Source organism: Phocaeicola faecicola (assembly GCF_013618865.1).
GTDB lineage: Bacteria > Bacteroidota > Bacteroidia > Bacteroidales > Bacteroidaceae > Phocaeicola > Phocaeicola faecicola.
Genome location: NZ_JABSOE010000012.1, coordinates 63,588 through 76,894, shown reverse-complemented (window position 1 = coordinate 76,894; position 13,307 = coordinate 63,588). Strand labels below are relative to the sequence as shown.

The window sequence follows — 13,307 nt, the reverse complement described above, 5'->3', positions numbered from 1 at the left end:
AGTTTGATTCCCTAAGATACAAAAAATTAGGGAAACGGGCAAGTTCTGACTTAGTGAAGTTAGGGCTTGCCCGATTTTTTTTGCAGACACAAAAAAGGCCATCTCAAAGTATTTTGAGACAGCCTCATTTCTTTTTTTATCTGTAACCTTCTCTATATTGAAATACAGACAATCTGAAAATTACAATATGACCTGGCATCCGGTTATCCCTCCATGAGCGTCGGTCAAAGCAGACAACTCTTCTCCTGAGCCTACGCTGGACGGCAGTTCATTTTCCGGTAATGTCAATTCCATATACACTCTGCTCCCCCCTTCCACAATCTTGAAATCAAGCTGCGTATACAGCCGGATAGCTGTAGGGTTGTTGGAATGTATTCCAATGATGGGATATCTTTGCCGACTTATAAACTCAATGCATTTTTCCATCATTTTTTTAGCAATGCCTTTCCTTCTGAAGTTTTTATGTACTCCCACCAATGAGATATAGGCTTTATGTGTCTCGGTATTATTGCAATAAAAAATGATCAGTCCGATAAGGGTGCCGTTGGGAGAAAAATAGCAAATCAGATTTGCCTTTTCGAATATTTTATCGATGTATTCTTCCAGATTTACCTTACTGGATAATGACGGAATAAAATCCTAATCAATTTCCTTTAAAAAAGATAAGACCTCCTGTCTTATATTACTTGTTTCATGCATGTTGGTTGTGTTGTAAGAATGTTTGTGTAGCAGATAATTCTATGTGGCGTATCTCTTAAGACGTACACATTATGGAATTATTTTTTTCTGAATATTGAGTAAAACACTTTTCGATACCATTTATTGTAATATTTTTGAAGCTTACTCTTGTAATATTCGTTTTTTTGCAAGATGGCTATCGGATTCTCAAAATATTCAAGGTACTTATCAAGATGCCTTCTATAAATATATTGATATATAAAGTCCTTATTTTCCTTTTGATTGCAGCTGGCAGTCATCGTTCCCTGCCTAATCCGATACAAGAATAAAGGCTCTGGTATCTGATATACCTTCTGGTCTTTGTACAAGAGTCTGATATAAAATTCCCAGTCTTCAAAGCCGATACGGTTGTTCTCATCATAGCCTCCAATCTTTATGCAGTCGTCTTTCTTAAACATTGAAGTACAGACTATCGAATTCGAGATCAACAGTTCTTTATAGCCAGTGTATCTGGCCTCCCAAACACCGTCTCTGGCTCCGAAAAATTGGGCAAGGCAGCAGAACAGTGTGTATTCCGGGTTAGAATGAAAAAAATTTATCCCTTTTTCAATAAAAGTAGGGGCGATCAGGTCGTCGGAGTCCAAAGGGATAATGTACTTTCCGTTTGCTCTATGAATACCATAATTTCGTGCAGAAGACAGTCCTCCATTCTCCTTCTTGTAATACTTGAACCGGGAATCTTTCTGAGTGTATTGAAGGGCAATTTCCTCTGTATTGTCTGGTGAGCCGTCATTTACAATGATTGCCTCCCAGTCAGGATAAGTTTGCTGAATAATAGATTCTAATGTTTCAGGTAAGTAATCTGCTTGATTATAACAAGGGATAATTATAGAAACTAAATCATTCATATATTCCGTATGGTGTAAAATTATTATTGATAGGCGGTACTCGGATGGAGTAGCGAAAATGTATGATACCGAAAAAGAGATTAATCTATATGCATATGATTAAATTCACCATGCCTAAAACAAAGAATAAGCCAACTGATGAGATCAGTTGGCTTATAATATTTAAGTTAAGGATACTCCTATATTGTATTTCCTTTCAGATTACAATTTTGGACCTGCAGCAACCAGAGCCTTACCAGCTTCGTTACCAGTAAACTTAGCGAAGTTCTTGATGAAACGTCCAGCCAAGTCTTCAGCTTTCTTAGTCCATTCAGAAGCATCAGCGTAAGTATCGCGAGGATCCAGGATCTTCGGATCAACACCCGGCAATTCTGTAGGAACTACGAAATCGAAGTAAGGGATAGTCTTAGTAGGAGCCTTTTCGATTGAACCATCCAGGATAGCATCGATGATACCACGAGTATCGCGGATAGAAATACGCTTACCAGTACCGTTCCAACCAGTGTTAACCAAGTATGCCTTAGCACCAGTCATCTTCATCTTCTTAACCAGTTCTTCTGCATATTTAGTAGGATGCAAGCTCAAGAAAGCAGCACCGAAGCAAGCAGAGAATGTCGGAGTCGGTTCAGTGATACCACGTTCTGTACCAGCCAACTTAGCAGTAAATCCTGACAGGAAGTAGTACTGGGCCTGTTCTTCGTTCAGGATAGATACTGGAGGCAATACACCGAATGCATCAGCTGACAGGAAGATTACCTGCTTAGCGTGAGGACCTTTAGAAACCGGTTTAACGATGTTGTTGATGTGATAGATAGGATAAGAAACACGAGTGTTTTCTGTTACGCTCTTATCAGCGAAGTTGATCTTACCTTCAGCGTCAACAGTAACGTTTTCCAACAAAGCGTCACGTTTGATAGCGTTGTAGATATCTGGTTCTGATTCTTTATCCAGGTTGATAACCTTAGCGTAGCAACCACCTTCGTAGTTGAATACACCTTCGTTATCCCATCCGTGTTCGTCGTCACCGATCAACTTACGTTTCGGGTCAGTAGACAATGTAGTTTTACCTGTACCTGACAGACCGAAGAAGATAGCTGATTCAGTTTCGTCCATGTTAGTGTTTGCAGAGCAGTGCATAGAAGCGATACCACGCAACGGGTTGAAGTAGTTCATCATTGAGAACATACCTTTCTTCATTTCACCACCGTACCAAGTGTTCAGGATAACCTGTTCCTTAGTAGTCAGGTTGAATACTACTGCAGTTTCTGAGTTCAGACCCAGTTCTTTGTAGTTTTCAACTTTTGCCTTAGAAGCGTTGTAAACGATGAAGTCAGGTTCAAAGTTTTCCAATTCTTCTTTAGAAGGACGGATGAACATGTTAGTTACGAAGTGAGCCTGCCATGCAACTTCCATGATGAAACGAACTTTCAGACGAGTAGCTTCGTTAGCACCGCAGAAACCGTCAACTACATAAAGTTTCTTGTTTGACAATTCTTTAGCAGCCAAGTCTTTCAAAACTTTCCAAGCTTCTGTAGTTACAGGCTTGTTGTCGTTTTTGTATTCTTCTGATGTCCACCATACAGTGTTTTCGCTAGTGGCATCCTTTACCAAGAATTTATCTTTAGGAGAACGACCAGTGTAGATACCAGTCATTACGTTTACTGCACCCAGTTCAGTTTCCTGACCTTTTTCAAAGCCTTCCAATCCAGCTTTTGTTTCTTCAGCGAACAATACTTCATATGAAGGATTGTGCAAGATTTCTACGGTACCAGTGATACCGTATTTGGTAAGATCTAAATTTGCCATTGTTTCAAATGATTAATTTGGTTATTATATCAAATGTTTAATTTTTGCTAAATCCAGCGTCTGTAAGAAAATATGCTTTAAAACACCTTTTCTTTTTAGACGCTACAAAATTAGTAGTTTATTTTGATTGGAAGAAGTTATTACAGAAAAAAATCCGTAATGATTGAAAGATTTATACTTGTATAACAAATCTGCAATTTCGACTTTGCAACTAGGTAGTTTTCTGTATCTTCATTCCTGTGTGAGGGGCGGAAAAGGCATCCGGAAAGCCGGTAGTTTCCCGGATGTCTTTTCTTCCTCCCGTATCTTTGTGGCTTCTCCTGCCGTTATTCGTCGACAAGGGTGAAATCCAGCTGTTTCTTTTCCAGGTTGGCACGGGCTACCTTGATCTTTACCGGGTCGCCCAGACTGAATTTCCGGTGATGGCGGCGTCCGATCAGGCAATAATTTTTCTCGTCGAACTCGTAATAGTCATTGCCCAGGTCGCGCATCGGTATCATACCCTCGCACTTGTTTTCGTTGATTTCGGCATAGAGTCCCCATTCGGTCACTCCTGAAATGACGGCGTCAAACACGCTGCCGATGTGCGCTCCCATGAATTCCACCTGTTTGTACTTGATGGAAGCACGTTCTGCACTGGCCGCTGTCTGTTCCATGGCCGAGCTGTGTTCGCACAGGTTCTCGTACTTGTCGGCCTGTGCGCTCCGTCCTCCTTCCATGTACCGGGTCAGCAGGCGGTGTACCATCAGGTCCGGATAACGGCGGATAGGAGAGGTGAAGTGGGTATAGTAATCAAAGGCCAGTCCGTAGTGTCCGATGTTGTAAATGGAGTAGCGGGCCTTTTGCATGGCGCGCAGCGAAACCGTTTCAATCAGGTTCTGCTCCTTCTTGCCTTCGATGTCGCTCAACAGGCGGTTGATGGACTTCGATACGTCGGTCTTGCTGCCCCCTGTACGTATCTTGTAGCCGAAGCGGGCAATGAACTGACTCAGGTTGTCCAGCTTGTCAGGGTCGGGCAGGTCGTGTATACGGTAAGGGAATACCTTGGCCTTCTTGTTCTTGGGAACCTTTCCGATGTGTTCGGCCACCGTACGGTTGGCCAGCAGCATGAATTCCTCAATCAGTTTGTTGGCTTCTTTTGATACCTTGAAGTATACACTGAGCGGTTTGCCCTGTTCGTCGATTTCAAACTTCACCTCACAGCGGTCGAAGTTGATGGCTCCGGCAGCCAACCGTTTTTCACGGAGTATCTGGGCCAGGCGGTTCAGCTGCAGCACTTCTTCCTTGTAGTCTCCCTCACCGGTTTCGATGATCTGCTGTGCTTCTTCGTAGGTGAAGCGGCGGTCCGACTTGATGACGGTGTGGCGGATGCGGTAATCCTTGACCTCTGCCTTGTCGTTCATGTTGAAGATGACCGAGTAGGCCAGCTTTTCCTCGTTCGGACGGAGTGAGCAGATAAAGTTGCAGAGCCGTTCCGGCAGCATCGGGATGGTCCGGTCTACCAGGTATACGGAGGTGGCACGCTTGACCGCTTCCTTGTCGATGATGCTTCCTTCTTTCACATAATGTGATACGTCGGCAATGTGTACGCCGACCTCCCACAAATTGGGTTTCAACTGTTTGATGGAGAGGGCATCGTCGAAGTCTTTCGCATCCTTCGGGTCGATGGTGAAGGTTACCGTATCGCGGAAGTCTTCCCGTTCGGCATAATCCTCCGGTGTAATCTCTGCCGGAATCTTGTCTGCGGCTGCCTCTACGGCCTGCGGATAAGTATACGGCAGTCCGTATTCCGCCAGGATGGCATGCATCTCGGCAGTGTTCTCACCGGCTTTTCCCAGAATATCGATGACCTGGCCAAACGGATTCTTGGCATTCTCGGGCCACTCGGTAATTTTTACAACTGCCTTGTCGCCGTCTTTTCCTCCCTTCAGCTTGTCTTTCGGGATGAAAATGTCATTGGCCAGTGTGTTGGTTTCCGTCAGCAGGAAGGCGTAGTTCTTGCTGACCTTCAGCGTACCTACAAAGGTACTGTCCGCATGCTCCAGAATCTCGATTACCTGTCCTTCCAGGTCATGACGGCGACGCTTGGCACAGAGCGCAATCTTCACCTTGTCGTTGTTCATGGCATGTGCCGAGTTCCGTTCGGCAATCACTATCGGTTCTCCTCCGTCGTCCGGAATGAAAGAGTTGCGGCCGTTGCTCTTGCGTACAAAAGTACCGGTCAGTATCTGTCCTTTGTCGTTCAGCTTATAACGCCCTTTTTCGGTCTCTATCAGGAAACTGTCTTCTACCATTTCCTGTACCGTGTCTGCACAAAGCATCTTGAGCGGGTGAGTGGTAAGATTTAATCCTCCGAATAAATGCTTAAGACTAAAACTTTCTGTTGGCCTCATGCGGAAATAATTGACCAGCAGCTCCGCCAGTTCTTTCTTTTTCATTCGTTTTCCGCCTTTTTTTTCTTTTTTCTTTTTAGCCATAATCTTGTTGTTTATTTCTGCTTTTCAGCCTTTCTCTGTAGTTACCCGGAGATTTCCGTGTAGGGAAAGGCCTGAAATGAATCATTACTACAAAGTAAGCAAAATAAATGGAATAAAGCGTCAATAACTTTCTTTATTTTAAGAGGGAAACTATTACCTTTGCATTTTTCGTATAGTAAGTACTGTAATTTCATGATAAAAAAGATATTAGTAACAGGAGCCAGCGGATTCATCGGAAGTTTTCTGGTAGAAGGGGCGCTGGAGCGGGGCTTTCAGGTCTGGGCCGGAGTGCGCCGCAGCAGCAGCCGGGCTTATCTGCTGGATGAGCGGATCCGCTTTGCCGAACTGGACCTGATGGATTCCGACCGGCTGCATGCGCAGCTGGCGCATCATAAGGAAGCGCATGGAGGATGGGACTGCATTATCCATTGTGCCGGAGTAACCAAATGCCTGGAGAAGGCCGATTTTGAGATGGGCAACTATTGGGCTACTCGTCATTTTGTAGAGGAACTGATGCGGCTGGACATGGTGCCCCGGCAGTTCATCTACCTGAGTTCGCTGAGTGTGTTCGGCCCGATTCATGAGAAGAGTTACGAGCCTATCCGGGAGACGGATACTCCTTGTCCGAATACGGCCTATGGGGTAAGCAAGTTGCATTCGGAAGAATACCTGCAGCAGCTGAAAGATTTTCCATATGTCATTTTCCGTCCTACCGGAGTGTATGGTCCGCGTGAGAAAGATTATTTCCTGATGGTCAAGTCCATCCGGAACCATGTGGATTTTGCAGCCGGATTCCGCAGGCAGGATATTACGTTCGTGTATGTGAAAGACCTGGTGCAGGCGGTTTACCTGGCGGTAGAGAAACATACCGTACGCAGGTCGTACTTTGTGAGCGACGGAGGGGTGTATGCCAGCCGTACTTTCTCTGACCTGATCCGTAAGGAGTTGGGAAATCCCTGGTGGATACGGTTTACCTGTCCGCTGCCGGTATTGTATGTCTTGTCGGCGGTCATCGGAACGGTATGCAAGTGGATGAGGCGTACCAGTACCTTGAATCCGGACAAGTATCAGATCATGAAGCAGCGCAACTGGCAGTGCGACATCAATCCGTTGAGAAACGAACTGGGGTACTGTCCGGAATACCCGCTGGAGAGAGGTGTAAAGGAAATTGTCGCATGGTATAAGAAGGAAGGATGGCTATAAATATAAAACTGTTTGAACGTGTGGAAAGCGGAAGGGGATTGTTTGCGGTAGAAACAATCAGCCTGATTTATAATGCTCTGACTACGATTCTGATCCTGTTGCTGTTGCCGCGGATGGACCATCCGGACACCATGCTGCTGGAGCGGGTAGGAATCGTGGCGGTGACTTTTGTGCTGATTTATCTGTACCAGTCGTTCCCGTGCCGGCTGACGGCTTTTGTGCGCATGGCGTTTCAGATGTCACTGCTGGCTTACTGGTATCCGGATACGTACGAGTTCAACCGTCTGTTCCCTAATCTGGATCATGTGTTTGCTCATGCCGAACAGCTGCTGTTCGGATGTCAGCCGGCAGTGGAGTTCAGCAAGCACTGTCCTTCGGTCTGGTTCAGTGAACCGCTGAATATGGGGTATTTCTTCTATTATCCCATGATACTGGTGGTAGTGGTGTATTATTTTCTGAGGCACTTCGAGTGGTTTGAGAAAATCTGTTTTGTGTTGGTCACTTCTTTTTTCATATACTATCTGTTTTATATCCTGGTGCCCGTGGCCGGTCCGCAGTTTTACTTTCCTGCCATCGGCATGGACAAGGTAAACGACTGTGTGTTTCCTGCCATTGGGGATTACTTCAATAACAACCACTATCTGTTGTCGGGTCCCGGATACGATCAGGGATTCTTCTTTAAGCTGGTAGAAGCCTCTCAGGAGGTGGGAGAGCGTCCTACGGCGGCATTCCCGAGCTCGCATGTCGGTATCTCTACCATCACGATGATCATGGCATGGCGTGCCAACCGCCGTCTGGCTTACCTGTTGCTCCCTTTCTACCTGCTGTTGTGCGGGGCTACGGTATACATTCAGGCGCATTATCTCATTGACGCGCTGGCCGGTTTTATCTCTGCATTTTTCATTTACCGTCTTTCCAGTCATTTGTACGAGCGTTGGTTCATCACGCCGGCATTCAAGCTGATGGGATAGGAGTTGCTTTTGTTGAGACCAAGAAAAAGATTATGGTTAAATAAGGTTGCTTTGCTTATGACTGATATACCGGCTTGTATTTAATTATCTTTTATTGGAGATTTATAAATAACCGCTGGGCTTCGCTGTTTGAAAGAATGGTGAGGTCGGGCGGTTTTTGTTTAAATTTAGATTCGGGAAAAGAAAGATAATGAATGTGAGCATTTCTATTCATAGGGAATTTAATGGTAGTTTGATAGATAATAATTGTATATAAATTGCATAAGCATTTAGGTAAATTAAACATAAAATAATATAATTTTGATACGTATAGCGTTACAGTCTTAAATATAAATATTAATCTTAAAAAGATTTTAATTTACTATTTTATAATTCCTTAGTTAATACTTTGAAATTTATACGCTGGTATAGATTGCAACAATGTTAACCTAAACTAAATTATTTATTAAATTTTTATGAAAACTGTATTTGGTAAAGTATTGCTATGTACTGTTTTTTCTATCTCACCTTTTAGCACGCATCTTTTATGTGCATCTGAGTGCAATGAGAAATCAGTCACGGCATTGGCAAACGTACAGGAGCAGTCCATCCAATTTGCAGGGACTGTTGTTAATGAACATGGAGAACCTTTGGTTGGAGTAAGTGTTCGGGTAACTAATCGTCCTTCAGTTGGAACCATTACCGGTTTAGATGGTGAGTTTTCATTACGTCTTGAAAAAGGAGACACGGTAGAATTGTCTTATGTCGGCTATGTGTCTCAGGTAATGACCGTAAAAACTGAGAAACATCTGAAGATTACCCTGAAGGAGGATTCGCAGTTGTTGGATGACGTTGTAGTTACCGCATTAGGTATCAAACGTGATGAAAAAGCATTGTCTTATAATGTGCAGCGTATCAAGGGAGAGCAACTGACTCAGGTTAAAGATGCGAATTTTGTAAATTCGCTTACAGGAAAAATTGCCGGTGTCAACATTCAGTCAGGAGCTGCAGGAGCTGGTAGTGCAACCAAAGTGATTATGCGAGGCTCAAAGTCCATATCCGGAAGTAATAATGTGCTTTATGTAGTAGACGGTATGCCTGTGGGTAATAAGACAAAAGCTACTTCTGGAGATGCTTTTGAAGCAACAGGAGGCGGTGGCGGAGAAGGTATTTCTGACTTCAACCCCGAAGATATTGAAAGCATTTCAGCATTGACAGGACCTTCAGCTGCGGCTCTGTACGGTGCTGCGGCTGCTAATGGGGTAATACTGATTACCACTAAAAAAGGAAAGGAAGGAAAGTTTTCCATGACACTCTCTTCTTCTGCGGAAATTTCCCGTCCGTTTGTGACCCCTCGTTTTCAGAACCGTTATGGACATGCAGAAGGAGACGAGCGTTCCTGGGGTAACCTGTTGGATAAGCCTACGGACTTTTCTCCTTTGGATTTCTTTAAAACTGGAACTTTGTTTACCACAGCAGCCACTGCTTCTATGGGAAATGCCAGAAATCAGACTTATGTTTCCTTCGCTTCTACAAATTCTAAAGGTATCGTACCTACATCGGGAGTGTATAAGTATAATTTTACGGGACGTAATACAGCGAATTTTCTGGATGATAAACTGCATTGGGATATGAGTGTGAGTTTTGTGATTCAGGGACATCAGAATATGTTTTCACAGGGGGGATATGGAAACCCGCTTCTTCCGCTTTATTTGTTTCCAAGAGGAGACAATTTTGAAGACATTAAGGTCTTTGAACATTATAATCCTATCAGAAATATTTCTGAGCAGTACTGGCCGTATGGTGGAAAAATCGGTAACATCACCTCGGAAAATCCATATTGGATAGTCAACCGTGAGTTATACCAGTCGCATAGAAAACGTTATATGTTTTTTACTAGCCTTGCTTATGACGTGACTTCGTGGTTGAATATTGCAGGACGTTGCCGTATTGATAATACATATTCGAAAGACACGAAGAAATTGTATGCTTCTACTACCGAGACCTTGTCTCAAGGAACAAAGGGAACTTATGGGAATAATCAGGAAGAATTCAGACAAACTTATGCCGATGTAATGGTAAACGTCAACAAATCGTTTGGCAGTTATTTTCAGGATGGAACGGAACTGCCGTTGTTCCATCTGACGGCCAATGTGGGAGCCAGTTATGAAGACTATCTGACTACCGGTGTCAGTGTGGGCGGAAGACTTAACCTGATTCCGAACCTGTTCAGTGCACCGAACCTTGTTACTAACCAGCAAGGGGCCGGAGAATCGTATCAGCATACCCGCAACATTGCGGCATTTGCAAGTATGGAACTGGGATTCAAAAATTATCTTTACCTGACACTTACCGGAAGAAATGACTGGCCCTCACAGTTGGTAAACTCTCGCGAACCTTCGGTATTTTATCCTTCGGTCGGATTGTCGGGAGTGTTGTCACAGATGCTGCGCATGCCTTCTTTCATTGATTATCTGAAACTTCGCGGTTCGTATACCGAAGTGGGATCTCCTATCAGTTTTACCGGGCTTACTCCGGGGACGGTCACTTACAAGATTGAAGGAGGAACTCTTAAGCCCATCAGTATTTATCCCTTCCCTGATTTCAAGGCCGAGCGTACAAAATCGTTTGAGGTAGGATTGAATTTCAAGGGATTTGGAAACAGACTGCATCTGGACGCTACATTTTACCATTCCAATACTTATAATCAGACATTTCTGGCTGATTTGCCGGAAACATCGGGATATACCGGGTTTTATGTACAGACAGGTAATGTACGCAACCGGGGAGTGGAACTCAGTCTGGGGTATGAAGATCAGTTCTTGAAACAGAAGAAGAACAAGTTGAGCGTTTCTTCCTATGTTACATTTACGAAGAATGAGAATAAAATCCTGAATCTGGTGGATAAATATGAAAATCCAGTTACCGGAGAGCCTGTAGCACTTGATAAATTGTCCAACAATATCCGAAAGAATGGTTCGATGGGGGATATTGTTGTTAAGGGAGTGTTGAAGAGAGATGAAAATAACAGACTGATTCCTACAAAGGATGGAAGCCGTTTTGAAATTGATGACAAACAGCGGATTCTGATGGGAAATTCCGATCCGGATTTTACAATGGGATGGCGTAATGATTTCCGTTATGGTCCGGTAAGCCTGGGAGTATTGATTTATGCACGTTTTGGAGGTATAGTACAGTCTGCTACTCAGTCATATCTGAATGCATATGGAGTTTCTGAAGAATCGGCACAGGCCAGAGACCGTGGAGGTGTGGAAGTTGGCGGACATATGTATGATGCAAGAATGTATTATGAAACCATTCATGAACAGATGGCTTATTATACTTATGATGCTACTAATATTCGTCTGCAGGAACTGGTTCTCAGCTACCATCTGGATGGAAAGTATTTGAAGAATTGGGTGAAGGGAGTGACTTTTTCCTTGTTTGGAAAGAACTTGATAATGTTCTACAATCGGGCTCCATACGACCCGGAAATAGCGGCCAATACTAAATCTTTCCGCTATACATCGGAGTTCTTCATGGTGCCTAGCTTAAGAAGTGTGGGTGCAAGTATAAAGATTAATTTGTAAGAAATATATGATATGAGAAAGATATATAAAATATTGTTTGTACTTCCTCTGCTGTTGAACTCTTGTCTGAGTGGGTATGAGGAAATCAATACCAATCCGCTTTATCCGAACGATGAACATAAGAATACTGATGGGGTAGCGGCAGGAGCGTATTTTATGGAGTTTGAAAAAAGGGTTATTCCTACCCGGAGCAGTGAAGGGGAAGGTACTGATTTGCCCAACCGCTATCAGGTAGCCATCAATCTGGCTGCGGATAATTGGGCCGGATACATGTCGCCGATGAACAACAAGTTTAACGGAGGGGCAAACTTTACTACAAATTATCTTATAGAAGGATGGGTTAATTATGCCTTTTCTACTTTCTATACCAATATTGTGAATCCATGGATACAGATTCTTGACCAAACTCATGTTAAACAGGTGGAAAATGGAACTGTGACTTATCAGAAAAAGGCTCTTTCTGACCAGGCGATTTTCTCGGTGGCACAGATTATTAAGATTATGGGCCTTCACAGGGCGACGGATACTTACGGACCATTACCTTATAAAGGGATGGGACAGGGAAGTTTGAAACTGCCTTATGACAGCCAGGAGGATATCTATAAAAGTTTCTTTGTGGAACTTCAGGCGGCTGTACAGACATTGAGTGAGTACCAGAGACAAGGAGGAGCCAATATTGCTTCACTGGTACGTTTCGATGCGGTATATCATGGGAATGTACAGCGGTGGATTCGTCTGGCTAATTCCTTGATGTTGCGCCTGGCTGTACGTGTAAGATATGTCGATGAAGAACTTTCCAGGAAATGGGCTGCACAGGCTGTGGCCAATCCGGAAGGAGTTATTACGGAGGTCGCCGATATGGCTATGTTGAAGTCTTCGGCAGAACAGCCTTTCATTAATTCACTTGAACTGCTGTGGCATGCGTATGATGATTGTCGTATGGGAGCTACTATTTATTCATATCTCAGAGGATATAATGACCCTAGAGCCTGGACACTTTTTGCTCGGCACGAAAGTGACAAAAGTAATTCGTATCTGAAGGCGGTCCGTACTGGTATCCCGACATCTCCCAGTGCCGATTTCTATAAGGATTATTCTGTTCCGAATGTGAAGAATGAGACACCGGTGTATTGGTTCAAGGCTTCTGAAGTATATTTCCTTCAGGCTGAGGCGGCTTTATTCGGGCTGATTCAGGGAAATCCTCAACAGTTATACGAAGATGGAATTACTATGTCATTCAAGGAAAATGAGGTTACATTACCGGCCAATTACTTGAGGTCGACTGCACGCCCTGCCGGATATGAAGATATTAAAATGGCTAAATACAATGCTGAAAGTCCTTCTGCCGTAACAGTCAGTTGGAGTGATGCTTCATCAAATGAACAGAAGTTGGAAAAGATTATTACACAGAAGTATATTGCACTGTTCCCCGACGGGCAGGAAGCATGGACCGAATGGAGGCGTACAGGATATCCCAGACAGGTCCCTGTATTTGTGAATAGAACGGATGCGGCTCATGGTAATGTGATGGAATCCGACGGATATAAACGCGGAGTGCGCCGGATGACTTTCCCTAAGAGTGAATATGATGGACTGAACAGGGAGAATGTAATCAAGGCACAACAATTGTTGAGTTCGGGAGTTGACGATTGCAATGCTCGCCTATGGTGGGATGTTAATCCTCTTTTAAATTAA

At 43.9% G+C, this 13,307-nt stretch carries 8 protein-coding genes; 4 read left to right on the top strand and 4 right to left on the bottom strand.

Features of this window, described 5'->3' with window-relative positions; all coding sequences use genetic code 11:
* Positions 1 to 180: 180 nt before the first annotated feature.
* The 4 genes from H3001_RS05375 to rnr form a co-directional block, all read right to left on the bottom strand.
* Positions 181 to 594: a GNAT family N-acetyltransferase gene (locus H3001_RS05375; RefSeq protein ID WP_317170754.1), complete on the bottom strand. Its 414-nt coding sequence runs from the start codon at positions 592 to 594 to the stop codon at positions 181 to 183.
* Between the two features lie 182 nt (positions 595 to 776).
* A complete protein-coding gene (locus H3001_RS05370; protein WP_181214285.1) occupies positions 777 to 1,586 on the bottom strand; it encodes a glycosyltransferase family 2 protein in 810 nt (269 codons plus the stop codon).
* Between the two features lie 201 nt (positions 1,587 to 1,787).
* Positions 1,788 to 3,392, bottom strand: coding sequence for a phosphoenolpyruvate carboxykinase (ATP) (pckA, locus tag H3001_RS05365; protein ID WP_181214284.1), 1,605 nt, complete (start codon positions 3,390 to 3,392; stop codon positions 1,788 to 1,790).
* A 326-nt stretch (positions 3,393 to 3,718) separates the two neighbouring features.
* Positions 3,719 to 5,869, bottom strand: coding sequence for a ribonuclease R (gene rnr, locus H3001_RS05360; RefSeq protein ID WP_181214283.1), 2,151 nt, complete (start codon positions 5,867 to 5,869; stop codon positions 3,719 to 3,721).
* 192 nt (positions 5,870 to 6,061) lie between these two features.
* Between rnr and H3001_RS05355 the strand changes: the two genes are divergently transcribed.
* The 4 genes from H3001_RS05355 to H3001_RS05340 all read left to right on the top strand — a co-directional run bounded on the left by H3001_RS05355 (position 6,062) and on the right by H3001_RS05340 (position 13,307).
* The gene (locus H3001_RS05355; RefSeq protein ID WP_181214282.1) at positions 6,062 to 7,072 is read left to right on the top strand and encodes an NAD-dependent epimerase/dehydratase family protein; all 1,011 of its coding nucleotides are present in this window, start codon (positions 6,062 to 6,064) and stop codon (positions 7,070 to 7,072) included.
* Complete coding sequence (locus H3001_RS05350) at positions 7,063 to 8,043, top strand: phosphatase PAP2 family protein (protein WP_219915842.1); 981 nt, start codon at positions 7,063 to 7,065, stop codon at positions 8,041 to 8,043. The genes H3001_RS05355 and H3001_RS05350 overlap by 10 nt, the downstream gene beginning before the upstream one ends.
* A gap of 563 nt (positions 8,044 to 8,606) precedes the next feature.
* Complete coding sequence (locus tag H3001_RS05345) at positions 8,607 to 11,612, top strand: SusC/RagA family TonB-linked outer membrane protein (protein ID WP_246368497.1); 3,006 nt, start codon at positions 8,607 to 8,609, stop codon at positions 11,610 to 11,612.
* A gap of 12 nt (positions 11,613 to 11,624) precedes the next feature.
* Positions 11,625 to 13,307, top strand: coding sequence for a SusD/RagB family nutrient-binding outer membrane lipoprotein (locus H3001_RS05340; RefSeq protein ID WP_181214280.1), 1,683 nt, complete (start codon positions 11,625 to 11,627; stop codon positions 13,305 to 13,307).

What these genes read in the sequence shown, in the direction of transcription:
- H3001_RS05340 (WP_181214280.1), top strand. Translation starts at nt 11,625, where the DNA reads ATGAGAAAGATATATAAAATATTGTTTGTACTTCCTCTGCTGTTGAAC.
- H3001_RS05355 (WP_181214282.1), top strand. Translation starts at nt 6,062, where the DNA reads ATGATAAAAAAGATATTAGTAACAGGAGCCAGCGGATTCATCGGAAGT.
- H3001_RS05350 (WP_219915842.1), top strand. Translation starts at nt 7,063, where the DNA reads ATGGCTATAAATATAAAACTGTTTGAACGTGTGGAAAGCGGAAGGGGA.
- rnr (WP_181214283.1), bottom strand. Translation starts at nt 5,869, where the DNA reads ATGGCTAAAAAGAAAAAAGAAAAAAAAGGCGGAAAACGAATGAAAAAG.
- H3001_RS05370 (WP_181214285.1), bottom strand. Translation starts at nt 1,586, where the DNA reads ATGAATGATTTAGTTTCTATAATTATCCCTTGTTATAATCAAGCAGAT.
- pckA (WP_181214284.1), bottom strand. Translation starts at nt 3,392, where the DNA reads ATGGCAAATTTAGATCTTACCAAATACGGTATCACTGGTACCGTAGAA.